Source organism: Companilactobacillus ginsenosidimutans (genome assembly GCF_001050475.1).
In the GTDB taxonomy this organism is placed as follows: domain Bacteria; phylum Bacillota; class Bacilli; order Lactobacillales; family Lactobacillaceae; genus Companilactobacillus; species Companilactobacillus ginsenosidimutans.
This window is the reverse complement of the sequence record NZ_CP012034.1, coordinates 1,327,685-1,349,948: the sequence shown is the minus strand read 5'-3', so window position 1 is coordinate 1,349,948 and position 22,264 is coordinate 1,327,685. Positions and strand designations below refer to the sequence as shown.

Genomic DNA, 22,264 nt, shown 5'->3' with positions numbered 1-22,264 from the left:
TAAAATGCTAAGCTAAATATAACTACCAGAGGAGGAATACCAAATGGAAACATATACATTAAAAGACGGTCTAACAGTACCAAAAGTAGGATTCGGGACCTACAAACTAAATGGATCCCATGGAGTAAACGTAATAAATTCTGCAATAGACCAAGGCTACCGTCTACTAGACACTGCTTTCAACTACGAAAATGAAGGAGCAGTGGGAGAAGCAGTTCGTCGTACTTCAGTACCACGTTCAGAACTAATAATCTCATCAAAACTACCAGGCAGGCATCACGACTATCATGAAGCAATCGACACTATTGAAGAATCACTTTATCGAGCAGGATTAGATTACTATGACATGTACCTAATCCACTGGCCAAATCCAATTGAAGATCACTATGTAGAAGCATGGCAAGCATTAGTTGATGCACAAAAATTTGGTTTAGTTCGTTCGATTGGGGTTTCAAACTTTTTACCAGAACACTTGGACAGATTAGAGAAAGAAACTGGTGTAATGCCAGTAATCAACCAAATTGAATTACATCCATACTTCAATCAAGCACCACAAAGAAAATATGATGAAGAGCATGGAATTTTAACTCAAGCATGGAGCCCACTCGGTCGAGCAAGTGTAATGCTAAATGATGCCACGTTAAAAGAATTAGCCGCCAAATATAACAAGAATGTTGGACAACTAATTTTGCGTTGGGAAGTACAACTTGGCACATTACCAATTCCTAAATCATCAACACCATCAAGACAAGCTGGCAACATCGATATCTTTGATTTCCAAATTAGCGATGAGGACATGTCAGTCATCAACAAATTGACCAAGTTCAACGGTCGCACACATGATCAAGACCCTTCAAAATATCAAGAGTTTTAGGCAAAATATTTTAAAAATATTTTAATATTCTGAAGTCTTTTAGTATCTAATCCGAGTTTTTCCAGTTATAATTACCTATAAAGTAAGAGTAATACTATTAGCTCGAGCAATCAAAATTTCAAGATTGCGGACAAAGAAGGGTACTAAATTATGACTGAAAGAATCGCGGTATTCGTCGACTCATGTTGTGATATTCCTGAGGAATATTTGAACAAACCCGGCGTATACGAATTACCAATGCAAATTATTTATAAAGATAGAAACTACTTAGATAGGGTAAATATAACTCCAGAAGAAGTTTATGATAACCTACCCACGGAGATACCAAAGACATCGTTACCTTCCGGAGACAGCATTCAACGGACTCTGGACGAAGCATTTGTTGATGGATACACAAAAATAATCTCAATTTCTATCTCATCAAACCTAAGTGGAACCTTCAATTTTCTAAACACCTTTTTAGAGGACGATGATCGGTTCACTTATAAATCCTTCGATACGAAACAAGTAGCCATAACTGCTGGCTTAATAGCAGTAGTGGCAAAGGATCTAATAGATAAAGAGAAAACTTTTGAAGAAGTAGTAACTGGAGTAGAAAAAGCCTGTTTAAACGCAAGAGGCTACTTCTGCATCCCAACATTAACCTACCTAAGAGCCGGAGGAAGAATCGGTCGAGTATCATCAATGGTAGGAGGCGTCCTAAAACTAGCCCCAATCATAACTTGCAATGAAGAAGGCATCTATACCGCCATCGGAAAAGCCCGAGGAATGAAAAGAGGACAAAAAATCATGCGCGAAAAGATATCTGAAGATATCGGAGACTGTCAGAATTATTATCTAGCAGTAGCACATGGTGCAGATGAAAAAGCCGGTGGACAAATGTTAGCAACACTAGAAGAACACGGAATACACGGAACCAAGGAATTCTTCAGCAAAGTAGGACCAGCATTAGGAGTCCACACAGGACCAGGACTAGTCGGAGTAGCCGTAGTTCCAATGGATTAAAAGAGTAAAGAAAGTAACAAGAAAAAGTTAAGAAAACAATAAAAATGACCCCGTCCAATTAAAAAGGAAGAGGTCATTTTTGCATGAATAAAAGCACCTAACCATGGCATTAACCACCCAAGAATATAAGAGCAATCCCAGAGTGATCATGAAACGGTTTTGAACTGAATATCTAACTCAATGTAGTGCAAGTAGGCAATAATGCACAATCAAAGTAGTAAAAGTATTGCAATAAAACAGTGAACCACCGGCCCAAACAAAAAAAGGAATTGTATTTGAAACCCAATTCGCAGGTGAAGTTCGCCGGGGGCTCAGCCGCGGCATCCTTGGTTGTTCGTTGGCGTAGCCAACTATATGACTGTTGCGCACGAGCTTTAGCTCGTACGTTCCTACTAAAATCGGGTCACAGCGTTCCAGCCCCCGCCGAACTTCACCGGAGAACGGCAGCCAACCTCCACCAAAATATAATTAAACCAATAAAAATACAATTCTACCCACAACTATACAAAAATAAACCAAAAACCAAATATGGTATAATCAAACGTGATTGTAAATAAATAAAATAAGAGAATTATAGTGAGAGGCTGATACCTATCGAAACTGAATCAGGAAAGAAATTCACACCTGTCCTTTTAGGTAGTGATATGAACGTATACGGAATGGCCCGTGCTTTCCATGACCAATATGGGGAAACCGTACAAGCCTATGCTGAAGCCCAATTGGCACCTACCCGTTATACTAAAATACTAAATCTAACACTTTTTTCCGGTTTTGCTGAAGACCCAGTTTTTATCGAAAAAATGCGTGAAATTGCTAAAAAATATGAAAAACATGAAGAACCAGTTATCTTGATTGGCTGTGGGGACGGTTATGCCGAACTCATCAGTAAGCACAAGGAAGAATTATCAAAGACATTTATTTGCCCATATGTCGACTATGACTTGTTAAAATCATTGAACAACAAGGAAAGCTTTTATAAAGTTGCCGACGAGCACAAATTGCCACATCCACTTACAACAATTGTTACAAAAGCAATGTATGAGGATCACGACGAAATCAAAGTGCCTTATGACTACCCAGTTGCTTTGAAGCCAGCTAATAGTGTGGAATGGTTAGATATTCATTTTGAAGGCCGCAAGAAGGCTTTTACGATCCATTCTGATGCTGAGTTCAAGGATATTGTTGGTAAAATTTATGACAACGGTTATACGTCAGATTTGATTTTACAAGACTTTATTCCTGGGGATGACTCTAACATGCGTGTGTTAAATGCCTATGTTGATAAGGAGCATCATGTGAAAATGATGTGTCTTGGTCACCCAATTTTGGAGGATCCAACTCCACAAGCTATTGGTAATTACGTTGCCATCGTGCCTGAATTTAACCAAGATGTTTATGACTTGGTTCAAAAATTCCTCGAAGACATCAAATTTACTGGATATGCTAACTTCGATATGAAATTTGACTCGCGTGACAACACGTTCAAATTCTTTGAAATCAATCTACGTATGGGTAGAAGTAGCTTCTTCGTTACCTTGAATGGCTATAACCTTGCTAAATATGTAGTGGAAGATTATATTGAAAATAGCCTAGAAAATGAACCAACCGTTTATGCAAATAAGAATAAAGCACAACACAAGCTTTGGTTAGGCGTGCCTGTTAAAGTGTTCCGCAAGTATGCTGCTGATAACGAAGCTAGTCATTATGCTGAAGATCTTATTAAACAAGATAGAGTCGGCACAACCGTTTTCTACGACAAAGACCGTTCTTTCAAGCGTTGGTTGCTACTAACTTATATGTTCCATAACTATGTAAAACGTTTTGACACATACTTCGAAGCTAACAAGGGACGAGATTTCAAATAATTAGGAGGCTGTACAATGGATGAATTAAAGGGATACAAGGTCACAAAGATTGAATACGATAGGATACTTATTTGTGTTGATTCAGACGACTTCGTTTCATCGAAGAATGCCTTTAACTATGCCTGTTCACTTGCGAAACACTACAATGCCAAATTAGGAATTGTATCTGTTTTGGAAACAGGTGACTTGAACATTTTCCAATCACTTGATAAGGATACCTTGTCAGAACGCCGTAATGAGATCAAGGAACTTCTTGAAACATACGGTGAGAAGGCAAAAACTTATGGTGTGGAAGATATTCATTTGATGGTTACTGAAGGTAATCCTGGTCATGTTATTGTTGAACAAGTAATTCCTAAGTTTGAACCGGACTTGGTTATTGTTGGTGTTGAGGAGAAGAACCGTAATCGTAATACTATTGGTTCTCAAGCTGCTCGTATTGTCAATGATTCTAAGGTTTCGGTTTCTGTGATTCGCTAAACTGATGCCGTCTGCGGAGCTGGAAAAAATTCTTCGGCTGTGCGGACCGGGGCAAGCCAAGGTCTTGCCCCTCGGTTTGGAGCCTTTCGAAGTTCGCGAAAGTCTTCAAACTCGCCCGGTGCTTTAATGGCTAAAGCCATAACAGCACTTTCACTGCCGGAGAATTTTTCCAGCTCCTCCGACTGGGTTTTCGGATACTTCTTGTTTTTGTTCCACTTAGCTATATAAATTATTTTAAAGGAATCCTGATGGGTTCCTTTTTTTGTCAAAATTGGGAGGTATTGTCTTGGATAGGAATGGCGTCAAGTTGATTAAATTTGGTAAGTCTTGTAGTTTTGAGATTGCTGAAGAAGATTTGAAATTGTTGCATGCTGATGATAATACTGTTTTTCTAAATTTAGACAAAAAAAGACCATACTTTCGTTAGATTATGTCTAACAATTGTATGGCACTTTACTCATACATACCTTCTTAAATAAGTTGTTAATTCTAAATTAGTAAACTGTTACAGGGCGTGAAATATTAAAATGTGGACGGGTTAGATGCATGGTTGGATCTGCAGGAACGACCTGTCCATCTATACCTACTACATGATAACCTTTGGATGCTCTGACCGAATATTGTTCGTCTACACTTGGTACATTTAACAATCGATCTCCTCCAACATTTCTTCCATCTACTTGATAGTTCCATAAATAATCCATCAACGCATTATCTGTATTACTCGAATGGAATATAAAAACAATTTGTCTGTTTTCTACCCTGATATCAAGTCTATAAAACAAATCTCCAACCCATTGGGAAATTCTTGATCCATTTTTTGATGGTTTAGTAAATGTAACTTTCATAGTAGATTGAGATATTGTTTTATCATTGGGATCATCCGACTTACTTTGGTAGAGATATATGTTTGGATTAAATACTGTTTGTATATGTGGATAAGCATTTGTATCAGTGGTTGATGAAGCTCTGGCCACGTTCCCAGTAAATAGAACTGTTGTCATTAGCAAAGTAAAAAGTAAAAAATACATTTTTTTCATTATTTTAATTCCCCCTTTTTATGCTTTAAAGTTAACACCAAATATTACAAAATAAAGTAAAAAAAAATAAGCATTTCATATTTGAAGCGATTATTTGCCTTACGAAACAATTGAATAATATATTTTATTTATATATTCATAATGCTAGTCGTCAGAAACAAACAGATATTAATGCCCAAAATCTAATTATTAATAGAGACAGACTGAATAAAAAAACAAAAAATATTATAGAAATTATATTCCGTTTTATTGATGAGAAAAATATAATCCTTGCTCAATTTACAACTAAAGGAGTAGGTTGGTATTGAAACAACAAAAGAAGACAATAAGGCAAACCCCATGAATCAGAGGATCCGATTTTCGTAAACTTGTTAATCTAAGCATAATGAGACGATATTTATCACGAGACCGGAAATACTGAGTGTTTTTATCTTAAAAACAACAATCAACAGATTATACTTGAGGTGAAACAGATGCACAATTCATACATGATTCAATTGATTGAACCTGCAAACTTGAAAGTAATTGCTCATTTTCATTATTTAGTTAGATGTAAAATTGATGGTAAACAATTTTACTTGGACCAGATGATAAAAGGAGAGAATGGATTTTACGATTGTTTAGAAAAACCCAAGAAAGTGGAACTGTTCGGAGAACTTGGCTCTCATTTGTATATAAGAGGTAAAACAATGAAGTTAGGAAAAATCTTATTTGAAGGTTATCCAATAGATACTTCAGATGTGGAGGATATTCGTTCCACTGACTCTGTTCAAATATATAAAGAAATTAATTAAAATAACAATTCAATTAGAATTAATCGTTCTTTGTAAATAGATGATGAAAAAGCATAATCAAATTAATATTAGTTTTTGACAGCCATAGCTTGTTCCCTGTATTCAACAGGGGGCAAGCTATTTTTTCTGCCTGCGATTGCTCCAGAAAATCTTATATTAGCTATTTCTGTATTGCATTCTTTCATTAATCGCATTTTAAACTCCACACCAAATTTAGAAAAAAAGTACCATACTTTCGTTAGATTATGTCTAACAATTGTATGGCACTTTAAAATTCGGGTGTCTTTTTGCGTAATTTAGAATAGAGTCGCTAATTTTGTGGTTGTGTTGAAGTTTCTTGCACTGGTTTGTTTGTAAAAGTCCGTTCCTAGTAGCTTTGAATAGAAAGATTTGCTGTAATTTATTTTGAAAGTTGAGGTCCAAAAGATTGCGTTTTGCGTAATTTTTACTTGATCGTACTCAGTCAGTTTTGTTGGTAGCCATTCGTCCCATTTCGCCTCGTAGGAATTCAATTTGAATAGGGCATTATGGCGCAATGTTTTATCTTGTCCCCACCATTCTGGTGCTTGCTCCAGGTCTGTTTTGTATTCGGATTCGGATAGGACTCGAAAGTCGATTGGGAAGTCGAAGTTTGACACTAGTATGTCAGTTACTTGGGATTCAACTTTTTCCAAAGGTCGGTCTGATGTTATGAAGAGGTTGCCACTGTTGATGTAGGTATGGACGGCTTCGTATCCAGCGGATGTAAACTCGTCTCGCAATGTTTGCATGGGGACTCTGCTGTGTCCGCCGACGTTTATTCCTCTAAACAATACTAAATATTTCATAATTCCCCCCGCAAATGTGTTGCTTTGATATTATATCGAATCGCGATTTGAGTCAAAGTGTTCAAGATTGGTATAATTAGTTTTAACAATATTTTTAGAAAATGAGCTTTGCGGTTCATTATTTTTTGTTATAAATATTTTAGTGATATAGTAGAAGTCAAATAATTAGTGGTGGTGAAGTAATGTTTACACGTAAAGTAGTAGGTGGTGCCGGCGATATGGTCGATGCAAAGCCTGCCAGCTATAAAGATAATTTATATTTAGCAGTTAATGGTGAATGGCAAGAACATGCTGAAATTCCTGCTGACAAGCCTCGAACTGGTGGATTCATGGACCTTGATGAGGATGTCGAAAAGACTATGATGAGCGAGTTCCACGAGTTTGCTACACATGAAGATAAGGTTGATGACAAGCTTTTGCTTGAGGCAGTCAAGTTGTATCGTTTGGCAAATAATGTTGAACACTTGAACAAGTTCCATCAACAACCAATTTTGAAATATATTCAACGTATTACTGATTTGAAGGATTTAAAGGATCTCTCTGATCACCTAGTTGATTTGTCAAAAGACAATTATCCACTTCCAATCGATGTCTCAATTGACGCTGACATGAAGGATACATCGACTAACATTGTGTATATTCAAGGTGCAGGGTTAATTTTACCTGATAAAACTTATTATGAGGACGACAACGAGTCCGGCGAGACTTTGCTCAAGAAGTTCAGTGAAGTCTCTGTTAAGTTGCTTTCGATGATTGGATACGACCTCGACAAAGCTCAGTCTATCGTAGATAAAGCTTTAGCATTCGACAAGATTCTCGTTCCAATCGTTAAGAGTCAAGAAGAATGGGCTGACTACACTAAGGTTTACAACCCAATGCAGTTTGGTGAATATGTGGTTAAGACTGATAAATTGGACTTAAAAACTCAAGTTACAGAACTCATTAACGACACTCCTGAAAAAGTTATTATTGAGGAACCTCGTTATTTGGACAATATCAACAAAATAGTTAATGATGCTAATTTTGAAGACATTAAGGCTTGGATGATGGTCACATATTTGACTGACAACGCATCTAATTTGGATGAAGAATTCCGTCAAACTATTGGTGAATATTCATTAGCTTTAAGTGGCGCACAAGAGCTTCAAAACAGAACTAAGTACGCTTACAACAAGGCTTCAAGAGTTTTCAGTCAAGTTGTTGGAACTTATTACGGTAAGAAATACTTTGGCCCAGCAGCCAAAGCAGATGTTCAAAAGATGGTCAAAAAGATGATTTCTATCTATGAGCAACGTATTTCAGATAACACTTGGCTTGGTGAAGACACCAAGAAAAAGGCTATTGTTAAGCTAGAAAAGATTGCCATTAAAGTTGGTTATCCCGACAAAATTGATGCTATTTACTCAAGATATCATGTTGAGGAGAATTCATCATTATACGAAAATATGATGGGATTCGATCGCATTGCAAGACAAGATGAGTTGGACAGTTATCATCGTCCAGTTGACCGTGAAAAATGGCTAATGCCAGGCCACATGGTTAACGCCTGTTATGATCCATCAAGAAATGACATCACTTTCCCCGCAGCGATTTTGCAAATTCCATTTTACAGTTTGAAGCAAACAAGTAGCCAAAACTACGGTGGAATCGGTGCTGTAATTGCACATGAAATTTCTCATGCATTCGACAATAATGGTGCTCAATTCGATGAATATGGAAATATGAACAACTGGTGGACTGACGATGATTACGCCAAGTTCAAAGAATTAACACAAAAGATGATCGACGAATTCAACGGCATTCCATATGCAGGTGAAAAAGTTAATGGAAAACTAGTAGTAAGTGAAAACGTAGCCGACGTCGGTGGATTACGCTGTGCACTAGAAGCAGCCAAAACCGAATCCGACTTAAACCTACACGAGTTCTTCATAAACTGGGCACGAGTATGGCGCCTAAAAGCAACCAAAGAATTCAACGAACTACTACTAAAAACCGACGTACATTCACCAGGCCCATTACGTGCTAATGTCATGGCACAGAATATGGACGAATTTTACAAAGAGTTCGAGGTAGGAGAAAAAGATGGAATGTGGTTAGCGCCAGATAAACGAGTAAATATCTGGTAGAGCCAAAAATCACACGCCCTTAAACACGGAGCATAAGACGACCATAGTGGAGTGGGGTGCGTAACACCCCCCGCAGCTCTGGGCGACTTATGTGCAGTGTTTAGTGTGATTTTTAGCGTTTCAACTATAAATGGGGCAACCGTATAGCATGTCTAAAGTGAACCGCTCGCCCCTAACTCCAGCTTCACCCAAAAAAACGCTAAACCTAACTAAAAGGTCCACAACCGCTCAATAACACCAACGGTTGTGGACCTTTTTCTATTCCAAAATGTAATACAACCGCACAAAACAGGAATATTACAAACCAAACATCAACCCCAATCCCCCAAATTACTATGCTATGATTTTTGTGACAAAAGGGGGATACAAAAGTGAAAAAAACTACCATAGCTTTATTTACTATGTTTCTAGCTGTCTTAGTTCTTGCTGGATGTTCGAGCAATAAGAGTTCGTCTGACAGCAAAACTATCAAGGCAGGAGATCTATCTTCAACAAGTTACAAAAAATCTCAATCTTATTATCGTGGAGGCACATCTTATTCCGGTAAGAATGTTAGCTTAAATTTTGATAAGGCTAAGTACACAATCAAGACGGTTACTTCCGGTAACAAGAAGATTAAAGTTCGTGCTTATGAAAACATCGTTTATGTAAGTAAGCCAGTTGATAAAAAATATCAAACTATGAATATTTATATTCCAGTTGCTTACTTCCAAGGTAAGAAAATTAACGGGTTTACCAAGAAAACTGCTCCAATCCTAATGCCAAATTCAATCGGTGGATACATGCCGGGTGAAGCTCAAACATTAGGTACAAGTTCTACATCAACTGATTCAACAAGTACCACAGATGCATCAACAACAGCAATAGCCGCAAATCCAGCCGCCCCAGGTGCTGGTGGTGCAGGTACTAATGCAACTGGTGGTGCTCCTGCTGGTGCTGGTGAACGTGCCATTGCAGAAGGATATATCGTTGCTGCTCCAGGTGCTCGTGGCAGAACTACCAAGAACTCAGATGGTAAATATACAGGTAAAGCACCAGCAGCCATTGTCGACTTGAAAGCTGCAGTTCGTTACTTGAAACTAAATTCTAAGAAGTTGCCAGGTAATGAAAATCACATCTTATCAGATGGAACGAGTGCCGGTGGTGCCATGTCAGCATTACTTGGTGCCAGTGGTAACAACAAAGATTACGCACCATATTTGAAAGCAATCGGTGCCGCAGATACATCAGATAATATTTATGCATCATTTGTATTCTGTCCAATCATGAACCTTGAAAATGCTGATTCAGCTTACGAATGGCAATTTAATGGAATTAACAGTTATGTGAATGGAATGCACATGCCTGGTGAAACTCCAGCTCCAACAACATTAACTTCTAAGCAAAAATCAATTTCCAATGATTTAAAGAAAGAATTCCCAGACTATGTGAATGGCTTGAAGCTTAAAGATAGTGACGGAAATGTTTACAAGATGAACAGTAATGGTTCAGGATCATTCAATAACCTAATCAAAGATACGATTAAGAATTCAGCTCAAACTGCCATTGATAAAGGTAAGAATATCACCGAAAAGAAATATCCATTCTTAACAATCAAGAACAAGAAAGTCACAGATGTTAACTTAACTAAGTACAACAAGGCAGTCGGTAGAATGAAAGCAGCACCAGCATTTGATGGTGTCGACCTTTCAAACGCCGAGAATCAAGAAATGGGTACAGCTACAGTTAACAAGAAACACTTTACAAAATACAGTCAAGACAACAATACTGCCAAAAACAAGACAGCAATTGCTGATTCAACAGTTGTAAGTTTGATGAATCCAATGGATTACATCGGCACAAATAACGCCAATTCAGCAAGCCACTGGTACATCAGATACGGTGAAATGGACGCCAACACATCAATAGCCGTACCAACAATCTTCAGTCAAAAACTAAAGAATTCCGGAAAAGATGTAAACTATCACCTCGAATGGAATAAAGGCCACGCTGGAGATTACAACTTGAATGAAATGTTCAAATGGTCAAACAAGATTATGAAATAAAACAGAGCGTTTGTTGGCATGAACTGATAACGGAGCATAAGACACGACGACGCAGAGAGGGCGCGTAACGCCCCGCAGCTTCGTCTGGCTTATGTGCAGTTATCAATGCCAATAAACGCGTTTATGAAAGAGTGGGGAGATAATTTAACCTCACTCTTTTTGATTTACGATTCAAATAATACCTTCAAAAACTCGGACTATAATAAACACGATAATAATTCTAAGAGGGAGAATTTTTATGAAAATAAGAAAAATAATTGTATCGGGCTTAGCTGTACTAACATTATTAGGAGTCGCCACATCAATAGCACCAGCCCAAACATCCAGTGCAGCACAAAGTTCCACAGTAACAAAAATTCAAGCATCAGCAAAACAAGATTCAAACGTAATCTACAAGTTGGATGACCCTCAAAATGTCACAATTTCGATAGCTTCTGGACTATCGACACAAGTAAGAAAAGCCATCCAATATTCAGTGAACCAATGGAATTCCACTAAATTAGTCAATATCAAAACATATAAAGGTACTAACAAATATGGGGCCGACATTATGATAAGCAATACCAGCCCAAAGTCAGACGTCTGGGGTGACTCGTTAAATGCCTATACAGAAACAGATAATCCCGACGTAAAAGAGTTGTTAAAAACCCAAATCACATTAGATTCAGGACTACGTGCAGGACAATACGACGAGGCAGCAGTACAGCACACAATCATGCACGAAATGGGACACGCACTAGGGCTAGATGACAATTATCTAGATCAAAACGCCATAATGTATTACACAAGTGACTATCAATCAAGCACTGATCCAACAACAAAATTGAGCGCCAGTGATTATCAAGCACTTAAATTGATTTATGGTACAAACGCAAAGGTTTCAGCGTAATCAATGTAGATAATATATTTTTATAGAGTGGGTTGCTACCTACTCTTTTTATTTTGGCACTTAGCAAATTTCATATTCGAGTAGATAAAATACAGGATATATCCAAACCCACAAGAAAGAATATGACGACCATCACAGATGGAGGAATGAAATCGATTTGGGCTAAATGGCCAAATTATTCTTAGTCGAGTGGACTTCTCGGCTTAGAATAAAGCACAGTTTGAAGACTTTTCGTACTTTGAAAAGGCTCCAAATGCGCTGGCCATGTTCCAGCCCAAAAATCGATTTCATTCCGGAATCGGCAGTGAACAACCAACTAAAAATAATTACATCTATAAAATAATTAAACACAAATAATAATTATATTTAAGCTTGAATTAAGGTGGAAGAGCAATAATAACCACATCAACTCAAGGAGGAATCATCTATGATCATTCTAAACTCATTAAGAGCAGGCATTACCACAGGCTTCCGCACAGCCGGAAATGACATTGCTGCCGTAGGTCAATTTTTCGACAACGTAACTAGCTTCCGTTAAAATATCAAATAAAAGCAGAAGAGAGTATATTTCTTACTCTCTTTTTTTTAATAGTAAATATAAATATTTATATTTAATCAAATTTGTGCTAGACTTAAAGCTAACTTCAGATAAATTACGAAAAGAGACATAATTATGACTACAGAGACAATGAAAGAAACAGAAAAACACTACCGCATTGGTGACTTCGCCGAGATGACTGGACTAACAAGTCCAACACTTAGATATTATGAAAAAGAAGGCTTAGTGAAACCTCATCGTTCAGAAAATGGTTTGAGATATTACACTGACTCAGATGTTGATTGGATCAAATTCCTCTTACATTTGAAGAGTACAGGAATGTCAATTGAACAACTTAAAAAATACGTTGAATGGCGTGCAGAAGGAGATTCAACTATTGGTAAACGTCTAGATTTACTGAAGAAAGTTCGTAATGACTTTTTAAAGAAAATGGACGATTTAGAACACAGTATGACAATTTTAAATGACAAAATTGATTGGTATGCTGGAAAAGATAGTGGAGAAATCAAAGATAGTGAGGAATTCTCTACTTATTTGAAAAATATGAATCACGCTGAATAGGTATCAGAACAGACTTTTAAAAAGTTTGTTCTTTTTTTTTCGAGAAATCCATTGACTTCGAGTGCACTTTAAGGTGTTTACTGAGGTCAATCAAAAAAATGATATTCAAAAAGGAGAAATAATTATGGCAAAACAAACAGCTGGACATGATATGCTTGGAGATTTTGCTCCCCAATTTGCTGAACTAAATGATGATGTATTATTTGGACAAGTTTGGGATAAAGAAAATGAGCTTTCTGCCCATGATCGTTCAATGATTACGATCGCAAGTATTATTTCTGCAGGTAATACAGAACAACTTGAAGCACATTTACGTATCGGTAAGAAAAATGGAATTACTAAAGAAGAAATCGTAGCTGAAATTACACACTTGGCATTTTATGCAGGATGGCCAAAGGCTTGGTCAGCATTTAACCGCGCTAAAGAAATTTGGAAGGAAGATTAATTAATATGGCTAAAAATGAAGAATTAAAAACAAACGGAGTTTTTCCAGTAGGTGACAAGAATGACGCTTATGCTCAATATTTTATTGGTCAAAGTTATTTGAAGGGACTTGTTAGTCCTGAAGCTAACATCGATTTTGGTGTTGGAAATGTAACTTTTGAACCAAGTTGTAGAAATAATTGGCACATCCACCACAACGGATATCAAATTCTATTGGTAACAGGTGGCGAAGGCTGGTATCAAGAATTTGGTAAGCCAGCTCAATTACTAAAACAAGGTGATGTTGTTGTTATTCATGAAGGTGTAAAACACTGGCATGGTGCTACTAAAGACAGTTGGTTCAGTCATGTTGCAATTACATCAGGTGAATCAGAATGGCTCGAAGAAGTCACAGATGAAGAATATGACAAATTAGGAGAATAAAATGACAGTAGAAAATAAAGTAGTTGTTATTACAGGAGCATCATCAGGAATTGGTGAAGCTACTGCTAAACTTTTAGCGTCGAAGGGTGCCAAAGTTGTTTTAGGTGCTAGACGTGAAGGTCGCCTCCAAGAGATTGTTGACGATATCAAAAAAGATGGTGGGAAAGCAGCCTATCACGTGACAGATGTCACTGTTCCTGAACAAGTTAAAGCTCTAGTTCAAACTGCTAAAGACGAATTTGGTGGATTAGACGTAATTTTTAATAACGCTGGAATTATGCCTACTTCGCCAATTAGTGCTTTGCATACGGACGAATGGGACCAAATGATTGACATTAATTTGAAAGGTGTATTAAATGGAGTAGCAGCAGTTATGCCTGACTTTGTTTCTCAAAAACACGGACATATTATTACTACTTCATCAGTTGCCGGAATTAAGAGTTTTCCAGGAGCTGGAGTTTATGGAGCAACCAAATTTGCTGTCCGTAATTTGATGGAAGTTATCCGTACAGAAAGTGCCCAAGAGGGTACTAACATTCGTACTTCAACTTTGTACCCCGCAGCTATTAATACAGAGTTGTTGAATACAATTACGGATAAGGATGCTAGAAACGGCATGGATCAACTTTATGATGCCGTCGGAATTGCACCAATTTCTATCGCCAGAGTTGTTAATTTTGCAATTGACCAACCTGAAGAAGTTAATGTTAACGAGTTTACGATTTATCCAACAAAACAAGCATAACCTGCCCAAATTTAAAAGCGTGAGGCAGGAAAATGAAGATTTTAAGTTTTATTGATCTTACTGAACAACAACAAAGTGAAATTCTCGAGTTGTCGAAAGATATCTCCCTGGAGGTGAAATCTCCAGAAGAGGCCTCAAAAGAAGATTTGACGGAAAGTGATGTCATCTATGGCTGGTCAAATCGCCTAAATGATCACTCTGTTGCTAATGGTCACTTGAAATGGATTCAAACTATTCGTGCCGGGGTCGACGCACTTCCACTGGATCATTTACGCGAAGAAGATATCGTTGTAACTAGTGGATCTGGCGCAAATGCTATAAATATTGCTGAACAAACTTTGGCATACATGCTGATGTTTGTTCGCAAGCTACATCTTTCAATGCGTGATCAAGATAATGATTACTGGAATGTTGACGAACCATACGATGAAGTTTTTGGAAAAAAAGTTTTAATCGTAGGTGCCGGAAATATCGGTAGTATTCTTGGGAGATACTGCAAGGCTCTAGGGATGTCGACAATTGGAATTAGAAGAACGGCCAAGCCAACTGAATACATGGATGAAATGATGTCGATGGATCAGTTGAGTGAAGCCGTTGGAAAAGCTGATTTCGTGGTTAACATTTTGCCTGATACGAAGGATACAGTGAATATTTTTGACAAAGTAGTGTTTGAAAAAATGCAAAAAAATAGCATCTATATCAATATTGGCCGTGGCAAAACCACAGATACCAATGATTTAATAGATGCTCTTGAAAGTGGACAAATTGCCGGGGCAGCATTAGACGTGTTCGAGCCGGAACCATTGCCAGCTGACAATCCACTTTGGGATATGAAAAATGTCATCGTAACACCACATAATGCCGGTCGCAGCAAACATTATGCCGAACGTGCATTTAAAATTTTCAAAAAGAATTTGAAATCGTTACTCGAAAATGGAGAAGTTGCAGAGAACGTCGTTGACTTGAAGCGTGGCTACTAATCGTCTAAATAGTAAATATTACTAACTTGTAGTATAATTTTCGTAATATATAAGGAGATTAGTGACATGACTCAGACGCAAGGAACATATAACGAAGCAATCGAACTTTTAAAAAATGACAATGTACGTATTACTAAACAGCGAACTAGCATGCTAGATTACCTGTTTAACAAGCGGGATTACTATGTCCCAATAACAGAGATTGATCATAAACTTCGTCAAGAATATAGCCGAATGAGTTATGAAACAGTCTACCGTAATGTTGAAATGCTAGAAGAACTGCACGTAGTAGAAACCCGAATGTTCAACAATGGACTACGAGCCAAATATCAATGCGATTTCAACAACGTCTACCACAGCCACTTCATTTGTGAAAATTGTGGTCGAGTAGTAGAACTAGAAGCCCCATCAATAGATGCAGTTCAAAGCATACTACCCAATTTCAAAATAGAGTCACAACACTATGAAGTCATGGGGCTATGCGATGACTGTGCCGAAAAAATGAATGCTTAGACAAAAATGCTCAAACACGAGAATGTGCTTGAGCTTTTTTTGTGCTTGCGATTATCATATAATAAGCTAGAAATTAATCATTATATGAATTGAAAACGTTTACACGACGTTTATTATCAACTATACTTAAGTTAATTAATATATTTGTAAATGCTGAGTGTTGACAAGCGAGGGGACTCAAACACAAGACGACACAATGTTTATTCTAAAAAGTTACTGAAATCAATAGTAGTGCAGGTGCATAACACCTGTATTTTTTTATAGGGGAGTGTTTTTATGCTAGTAGTTAAAGGATTAAACATAGGTCATGAAATTAGGTTAATTAATGATTTCAATTTTTCATTTAAGGAAGGCAATATTTACGGATTTGTCGCACCAAATGGTTCAGGAAAGACAACTTTTTTTAGATCAATTTTAGATTTAATTCCATCTCAAGGTGGAGACGTGACATTGAATAATATCCAAATAAAAAATAGCAAGAACGATATCTTTTACTTCGAATCCTCAAATTGGTTTGATAAAAATCTATCAGGATTGGAATATCTAAAATTCATAAAGAAAATGTATAACTCTGAAAAATCAATTGAAAAGTTAATAACATATTTCTCTATGGAAAGTTTTATTAAAAAACCCATTGGGAAATATTCATTGGGTATGAAACAAAAAGTATTGTTTTCAATGTACGTTATGAGTGATGCGACATTATTAATCATGGACGAAATAACAAATGGTTTGGACGAAGAAAGCAGGGCCTTATTATTTCAACAATTATTGAATTTAAAACAGTCTGGGAAAATAATTATCATTTCATCTCATTATTTAGAAGACGTTCATGATTATAGCGACTATATTATGAAAATAAATCATGAAGGCATCGAGGTGAATAAAAATGACATACTTTAATTTTTTGTTCAAGAAAGTTATTAAAAATAAAATTAACCTTATTCCCTTGATTATTATGATTCTTACAATTTGTACTTGTTTCTTTTTCAACAATAATAACGCCAATACTTATAGTTATGAGAATGATGCTGTACGGGAAGTAAAATTATCTAAGAAGAATATTGCTGAATATTCTGCATCCTCCATTAAAGATAATGAACATAAAGAAATAGATCAGAGTAATTTAAAACAGCAAAAGGAAATGTTACATCAGAACGAGAGAAAGTTAAGTGATATCAAAAATGATGATTTTCAAGAAGCCTATGATATTGATATTTTACAAACAAGTAAAGATTTTGAGATCAACAAAGATTCACAAGGCGGAAGCTCATCCGGCGAGTTAGGGCAAGCAATAAGAAGAGATAATCTGAGATTTCAATATTTAAAAGTGAATAACATTGAGAAAAACTCTGATTATTACCCGACTAAATCTATTACTTTTACAACATGGATACTGCAAAACATCGTACCTGTAATCTTCACAATATGCTTGATATTTATTCTGAGTCAAATTTTCTCGGACTCATATATTGATAAGATTGATATTACGAATCTCATTCCAATTTCCAGAAGAAAGAAATTATTTATAGAGACATTATTTGGAACCACTATTTCTCTCGCATCATTATTCTTGTTCATCTTGATCTCATACTTAATTGGTTTTTCACTTGGAGGAAGTACAAGTTGGAAGTATCCATTTTTATCATGGCAGTCAAATAACGACATGTATTTTCAAGGAACAGAGATCGTATTTTTCAAATCAATGTTGTTATCAGCTTTGTCGATAATAATCTTGGTTGAACTCGTTTACCTAATTACTTATTTGATTAGAAATAAAGTAGCAACGTTATTTGTAAACTTGTTACTGATATGTGGTTTAATTGTTGGATCCATGATTATTGAACCAATTCAAAAAATATCAAAATATCTTCCAACCACATATTTCAATAGTGTAAGTGTAGTCTCAGGACAGTTCTCGAAACAGATAGGTAATTTTTCCGTTAGTTATTCCAGTGGTATATATTGTCTAGTTATTTCGGCAATTATACTTCTAGTGATTTTGTTACTAACAACTCAAAAGTTAAAAAAATACTGAAAGCCAATAAAAGGCCAAACACAATTAAAAGTGTTTGACCTTTTTTGAGTTCATCGATAAATTCCAAATGATGAAACATTGAAACAAGTATTGATATAAATACACTAGTCGGAAGAGATGGGGAAATTTTACAGGCGGTGAAAGTGGTGTTATGGCTTCAGCCATATTACACCACCGGGCGAGTTTGGAGACTTTCGTGAACTTCGAAAGGCTTCAAACCGAGTCTCGTGACCGTACTATGGCACGAGATGTCCCGCACAGCCAGTAAAATTCTCCCCATCTCTGGAGACGACAGCAACCAGCCTACTTCAAAACATCTAAAATCTCATCCAAAGTACCATTCATCCAACTATAATAACCAACATCACTAGGAAGCGTTTCAGTCAAGTAAACGATAGGGATATTATTTTCTTTTGCGGTTGTCTTAATCTTATCAACCGTCCCACTACTTACCTGCTTATTAACCACAATAAAATCAACCTCATGATTCTTCAAACCATTCTGAATATCACGAATATCCTTAATGGAAGGATCGTTTCCATCTTCAATCGCCTTAGCGAAATGGTTGTCTTCAACAGAAACACCTAAATCTTTCAAAAGGTAGTCGGGCAATGGCTCAGTAACATAAGCTTTCTTACCATTAGCTATCTTTTTAATTTGATTTTCTTTATCAATCAGCTTATCTAATTTTTTATCGTAAGCTTGGTAATTTTTCTTATAATAATCCTTATTCAAATTATCCATTTCGGAAATTCGCTGGTAAAAGATTTTTGCCAATTTTTTCATATAACTGACATTGAACCAAACATGTTCGTTAGATCCATTTTTTAAATGAAGCACGTCATTTCCAAGACTGAGCAAGTCGTCTTGTTTATTATTCGATTCAACCAATTTGTTGATCCAATCATCATAGCCTAATCCATTTGAAACTATCAGGGGGGCTTTGGCTACGTTTTGAGAAACGTCAGATGTTGGCGTGTAACTGTGTGGATCAACATTGACGGATTTAATAATTGATTCAACTTTATATTTGTCACCAACAATACTCTTCACTGGTTCATAGTAAGTGTTAGTAGTGGTCAAAATAGTCTTCTCAGTCGAGTTTTTACTACAACCAACCAATAAGACTAGTGACAAAATAAATATTCCTAAAAGGTACTTGTTTCGTTTCATAATGATACTTCTCTCCCTTAAAAAAAGTTAATTCAGCACTTTTGCCTGTTTTAATGTTTGTTTTTGTTTTGCCTCTTTAATAATTTTCAGGGCGCGACGTCTAGTTTTAATGTTGGTACTGTGTGCTTGACGGTAAGCACTAGCTAAATCTAATTTTTCTTTCATAGCAATCCTCTTTTCCAAATGGTAATTGTTACGATTAAGAGTATAACCTGAACTTAATTAAAAGACAAATTTATTATTTGATGACGTGATTGTAATATTACAAAATTAAAAAGTTAGTATGATTTAAGCCTTCCTTAAGGTGGAAAAGCGAAGATGTAATACATAAAGGAGGTAGCTAATATGATTATTCTTAACTCAGTACGTGCCGGATTTTCAACTGGTATTCACACAGTCGCTAACGATGTTAATGCTGTAGGTCAATTTTTTGATCAAGTAACACGTTTCTAATTTAACCCTAAACAAAATCTATTAAAACAAACATATTATACGGAGGATTCATTATGATTATTTTAAACTCATTACGCGCAGGAATTTCAACAGGCTTCCACACAGCTGCTAACGATGTAAATGCTGTCGGACAATTGTTCGACAACGTAACACGCTTCTAATTTAAAACTAAAACAGAAATACCATATTGATCATACGAAAGAGGATACAGAGATGAATAATTTTCCAAATGATTTTCACGATGCAGTACAACAAGCTGCACAACCAGCACCACAAGGTAGACCAGAACCATTGAAACCCTTTATTGATAAGGCATTGAAACCTATGCCTCGTTAGTAAGACCGAAGAGTAGCTTTGCTACTCTTTTTTTGTACTAAATTTTATTTATCGATTGACATTTGAGCCGTCGTTATATAACGTATAACATGTATTATATAGCAATGTCACAATCTCAATGTTCAATTGTTATATAAATAATGTTTTAAAAATCAACTAAATATGTAATCAATCTACCACGGGCTTTGGTGCGACCCAAAGTCGAATTTATTTAATTTTCACTTTCTCCCTTTTATAATGAACTTGTGAGATTTATAAACAAATACAAATATCTGACTTTCTATTTTAATTAGAAGATACAAATTCTGATATAATAATTATTCATTTTATGTTTATTTAGTGAAAATGGATTTGTAAAAAATGATGATATTTTCAGTGAACAAGTCAAATATACGCTTAGCACATCTTATCTGACGTAATTTATACACAGGTATTGAGCTAATGATTTCTTGATAATACAATAATTAAGGCAAGTTTATAATTGGAAAAAAAAGTTCGCAAAAAATTAGTAAAGCGGAGTGATAAGATTGTTGACTAATTCTGGATTGGTGTCATACCTTGTTATTCATAAGATCAGACAAAAAGCAATTGCGGAAGCGTTAGACGTTTCAATTTCAACCGTTTATCGTAAGATTAAAGGCTTAGGCTTTACGCAGCAGGAGATATTCGTGCTAAACCAAAAGCTGGAGATTCCTGTCCACACCTTTTTTGATGAGATTATTGAACTGAGTGAACACAAATAATAATTAAATATTCAATCCAATGTAAGTATTCGGATAAGAATTTTCAGACGGATATTTGTATTGCAAAAAAAGAGATCAACCTTAAAAGTTGATCTCTTTTTTTTACTCTCTAATTTGTCCGCTACCATTAACTAAATACTTAGTGGTTGTTAATTCGTGAGCTCCCATAGGGCCACGTGCGTGTAATTTTTGAGTACTTATTCCAATTTCGGCACCGAAACCGAATTTTCCGCCATCGGTAAATCTTGTCGATGCATTTACATAAACGACGGCTGCATCGATTTGCTTTTGAAACTTACGAGCGCTTGCATAGTTTTCAGTAATAATTGATTCGCTATGCTTAGTGTTGTATTTATTTATGTGCTCAATGGCTTCGTCGAGTCCTGTGACAACTTTAATGCCGATAATGTAGTCGTTATACTCGGTGTACCAATCTTCCTCTGTGGCAGGAATTACGTCTGGTAAAATCGATTTAGTTTTCTCGTCGCCACGAATCTCAACTTTATTCTTCTTCAATTCTTCAGCAAGTTTTGGAAGAAATTCTTCAGCAATATTTTCATTGACCAAAACTTTTTCAGCTGCGTTGCAGACAGAAGGGCGTTGCACTTTTGCATTAATAATAATCTTCAAAGCTTTATCCTGATCAGCAGATTCGTCAACATATATGTGACAGTTACCAGCACCAGTTTCAATAATAGGAACCTTAGCTTTGTTAACTACCATCTTGATAAATTTCCCACTACCACGTGGAATCAAGACATCAAGATAATCACTTAATTCCATCATGCTTTGAGCAGTTTCGTGGCTAGTATCATGCAAAAGTTGAACAGCATTTTCGTCTAATCCTGATTCTTTCAATGAGGCACGCAGAGTATCGGAAAGGGCAATGTTAGAGTTAATTGCTTCTTTACCTCCACGTAAAAAGGCAGCATTTCCGGACTTAAAGCACAATCCGGCAGCATCAACAGTAACATTTGGGCGAGCTTCAAAAATAATTCCGATAACACCCAATGGTACACGCTGTTGGATAATGTCCAGATTGTCTTCGGTTGTCCAACCACGGTCAACTTTACCAATAGGATCTTCTTGATCAGCAATTGAGCGAAGTCCATCAGCCATCCCTTTAATTCGGTCAGCATCGAGTAAAAGTCTATCTTGCATAGCTTTAGACATGTCACTTTCTTGAGCGGCCTTTAAATCTTTTTCATTAGCGTTCAAAATTGTGGCGGCGTTTTTTTCCAGGTCGTCAGCCATTTTGCGGAGGGCAGCGTTCTTGTCCAGCGTCCCCAGTTGACTCAATTGAAACTCAGCTTTTTGAGCCTTTTGGCCCATTTCATTCAAATTTGTCATA

Annotated in this window: 25 protein-coding genes; 19 read left to right on the top strand and 6 right to left on the bottom strand. The window is 36.4% G+C overall.

Features of this window, described 5'->3' with window-relative positions:
* Positions 1–43: 43 nt before the first annotated feature.
* The 4 genes from ABM34_RS06995 to ABM34_RS06975 all read left to right on the top strand — a co-directional run bounded on the left by ABM34_RS06995 (position 44) and on the right by ABM34_RS06975 (position 4,224).
* On the top strand, positions 44–874 hold the full coding sequence (locus ABM34_RS06995; protein WP_048704543.1) for an aldo/keto reductase: 831 nt from the start codon (positions 44–46) through the stop codon (positions 872–874).
* A 150-nt stretch (positions 875–1,024) separates the two neighbouring features.
* Positions 1,025–1,879: a DegV family protein gene (locus ABM34_RS06990; RefSeq protein WP_048704542.1), complete on the top strand. Its 855-nt coding sequence runs from the start codon at positions 1,025–1,027 to the stop codon at positions 1,877–1,879.
* Positions 1,880–2,523: 644 nt separating this feature from the next.
* Entirely contained in the window at positions 2,524–3,744 is a 1,221-nt protein-coding gene (locus ABM34_RS06980; RefSeq protein ID WP_048704538.1) for a carboxylate--amine ligase, read from the top strand.
* Positions 3,745–3,759: 15 nt separating this feature from the next.
* Entirely contained in the window at positions 3,760–4,224 is a 465-nt protein-coding gene (locus ABM34_RS06975; protein WP_048704536.1) for a universal stress protein, read from the top strand.
* Here the strand turns inward: ABM34_RS06975 and ABM34_RS06970 are convergent.
* Entirely contained in the window at positions 4,221–4,493 is a 273-nt protein-coding gene (locus ABM34_RS06970; RefSeq protein WP_048704534.1) for a hypothetical protein, read from the bottom strand. The two genes, ABM34_RS06975 and ABM34_RS06970, sit on opposite strands and share 4 nt — an antisense overlap.
* Before the next feature lie 17 nt (positions 4,494–4,510).
* Between ABM34_RS06970 and ABM34_RS13180 the strand changes: the two genes are divergently transcribed.
* Positions 4,511–4,651 (top strand): hypothetical protein, encoded by a 141-nt coding sequence (locus ABM34_RS13180; RefSeq protein WP_157023241.1) that lies wholly within the window; start codon positions 4,511–4,513, stop codon positions 4,649–4,651.
* Positions 4,652–4,718: 67 nt separating this feature from the next.
* Here the strand turns inward: ABM34_RS13180 and ABM34_RS06965 are convergent, their stop codons facing one another.
* Entirely contained in the window at positions 4,719–5,264 is a 546-nt protein-coding gene (locus ABM34_RS06965) for a hypothetical protein (RefSeq protein ID WP_048704532.1), read from the bottom strand.
* A 473-nt stretch (positions 5,265–5,737) separates the two neighbouring features.
* On the opposite strand from ABM34_RS06965, the gene ABM34_RS06960 reads away from it, so the two are divergent.
* Positions 5,738–6,058 carry a hypothetical protein gene (locus tag ABM34_RS06960; protein ID WP_048704530.1) on the top strand — a complete coding sequence of 107 codons (321 nt, stop codon included), beginning with the start codon at positions 5,738–5,740 and terminating at the stop codon, positions 6,056–6,058.
* Between the two features lie 296 nt (positions 6,059–6,354).
* On the opposite strand, the gene ABM34_RS06955 is transcribed toward ABM34_RS06960, so the two are convergent.
* Positions 6,355–6,885: a DUF1697 domain-containing protein gene (locus ABM34_RS06955; RefSeq protein WP_048704527.1), complete on the bottom strand. Its 531-nt coding sequence runs from the start codon at positions 6,883–6,885 to the stop codon at positions 6,355–6,357.
* A 218-nt stretch (positions 6,886–7,103) separates the two neighbouring features.
* On the opposite strand from ABM34_RS06955, the gene ABM34_RS06950 reads away from it, so the two are divergent.
* The 11 genes from ABM34_RS06950 to ABM34_RS06900 all read left to right on the top strand — a co-directional run bounded on the left by ABM34_RS06950 (position 7,104) and on the right by ABM34_RS06900 (position 18,208).
* A complete protein-coding gene (locus ABM34_RS06950) occupies positions 7,104–9,011 on the top strand; it encodes a M13 family metallopeptidase (RefSeq protein WP_048706424.1) in 1,908 nt (635 codons plus the stop codon).
* A gap of 371 nt (positions 9,012–9,382) precedes the next feature.
* Positions 9,383–11,056: a subtype B tannase gene (locus ABM34_RS06945; RefSeq protein WP_053084453.1), complete on the top strand. Its 1,674-nt coding sequence runs from the start codon at positions 9,383–9,385 to the stop codon at positions 11,054–11,056.
* A 238-nt stretch (positions 11,057–11,294) separates the two neighbouring features.
* Complete coding sequence (locus ABM34_RS06940; RefSeq protein ID WP_048704526.1) at positions 11,295–11,945, top strand: M57 family metalloprotease; 651 nt, start codon at positions 11,295–11,297, stop codon at positions 11,943–11,945.
* A 673-nt stretch (positions 11,946–12,618) separates the two neighbouring features.
* Complete coding sequence (locus ABM34_RS06935; RefSeq protein WP_157023238.1) at positions 12,619–13,065, top strand: MerR family transcriptional regulator; 447 nt, start codon at positions 12,619–12,621, stop codon at positions 13,063–13,065.
* Between the two features lie 124 nt (positions 13,066–13,189).
* Positions 13,190–13,510 carry a carboxymuconolactone decarboxylase family protein gene (locus ABM34_RS06930; RefSeq protein ID WP_048704524.1) on the top strand — a complete coding sequence of 107 codons (321 nt, stop codon included), beginning with the start codon at positions 13,190–13,192 and terminating at the stop codon, positions 13,508–13,510.
* 5 nt (positions 13,511–13,515) lie between these two features.
* On the top strand, positions 13,516–13,932 hold the full coding sequence (locus tag ABM34_RS06925; RefSeq protein WP_048704522.1) for a cupin domain-containing protein: 417 nt from the start codon (positions 13,516–13,518) through the stop codon (positions 13,930–13,932).
* Position 13,933: 1 nt separating this feature from the next.
* Complete coding sequence (locus tag ABM34_RS06920; RefSeq protein ID WP_048704520.1) at positions 13,934–14,677, top strand: SDR family oxidoreductase; 744 nt, start codon at positions 13,934–13,936, stop codon at positions 14,675–14,677.
* A 32-nt stretch (positions 14,678–14,709) separates the two neighbouring features.
* Positions 14,710–15,657, top strand: coding sequence for a D-2-hydroxyacid dehydrogenase (locus ABM34_RS06915; RefSeq protein ID WP_048704519.1), 948 nt, complete (start codon positions 14,710–14,712; stop codon positions 15,655–15,657).
* 66 nt (positions 15,658–15,723) lie between these two features.
* A complete protein-coding gene (locus ABM34_RS06910) occupies positions 15,724–16,170 on the top strand; it encodes a Fur family transcriptional regulator (RefSeq protein ID WP_048704517.1) in 447 nt (148 codons plus the stop codon).
* Between the two features lie 276 nt (positions 16,171–16,446).
* Positions 16,447–17,073 carry an ATP-binding cassette domain-containing protein gene (locus ABM34_RS06905; protein ID WP_048704515.1) on the top strand — a complete coding sequence of 209 codons (627 nt, stop codon included), beginning with the start codon at positions 16,447–16,449 and terminating at the stop codon, positions 17,071–17,073.
* The gene (locus tag ABM34_RS06900; RefSeq protein WP_048704513.1) at positions 17,060–18,208 is read left to right on the top strand and encodes an EMC3/TMCO1 family protein; all 1,149 of its coding nucleotides are present in this window, start codon (positions 17,060–17,062) and stop codon (positions 18,206–18,208) included. Before ABM34_RS06905 ends, ABM34_RS06900 begins: the two co-directional genes overlap by 14 nt.
* A gap of 303 nt (positions 18,209–18,511) precedes the next feature.
* Here ABM34_RS06900 and ABM34_RS06895 read toward each other — a convergent pair whose 3' ends face one another.
* Both ABM34_RS06895 and ABM34_RS13350 read right to left on the bottom strand, forming a co-directional pair.
* Entirely contained in the window at positions 18,512–19,381 is an 870-nt protein-coding gene (locus tag ABM34_RS06895) for a metal ABC transporter solute-binding protein, Zn/Mn family (protein ID WP_048704512.1), read from the bottom strand.
* Positions 19,382–19,408: 27 nt separating this feature from the next.
* Positions 19,409–19,546, bottom strand: coding sequence for a putative metal homeostasis protein (locus ABM34_RS13350; RefSeq protein WP_198141143.1), 138 nt, complete (start codon positions 19,544–19,546; stop codon positions 19,409–19,411).
* 501 nt (positions 19,547–20,047) lie between these two features.
* On the opposite strand from ABM34_RS13350, the gene ABM34_RS13490 reads away from it, so the two are divergent.
* On the top strand, positions 20,048–20,170 hold the full coding sequence (locus ABM34_RS13490; RefSeq protein ID WP_257719933.1) for a hypothetical protein: 123 nt from the start codon (positions 20,048–20,050) through the stop codon (positions 20,168–20,170).
* 527 nt (positions 20,171–20,697) lie between these two features.
* Positions 20,698–20,913 (top strand): helix-turn-helix domain-containing protein, encoded by a 216-nt coding sequence (locus ABM34_RS06890; protein WP_048704510.1) that lies wholly within the window; start codon positions 20,698–20,700, stop codon positions 20,911–20,913.
* A gap of 102 nt (positions 20,914–21,015) precedes the next feature.
* Here ABM34_RS06890 and ABM34_RS06885 read toward each other — a convergent pair whose 3' ends face one another.
* Positions 21,016–22,263: a glutamate-5-semialdehyde dehydrogenase gene (locus ABM34_RS06885; protein WP_048704508.1), complete on the bottom strand. Its 1,248-nt coding sequence runs from the start codon at positions 22,261–22,263 to the stop codon at positions 21,016–21,018.
* Between the last annotated feature and the right edge of the window lies 1 nt (position 22,264).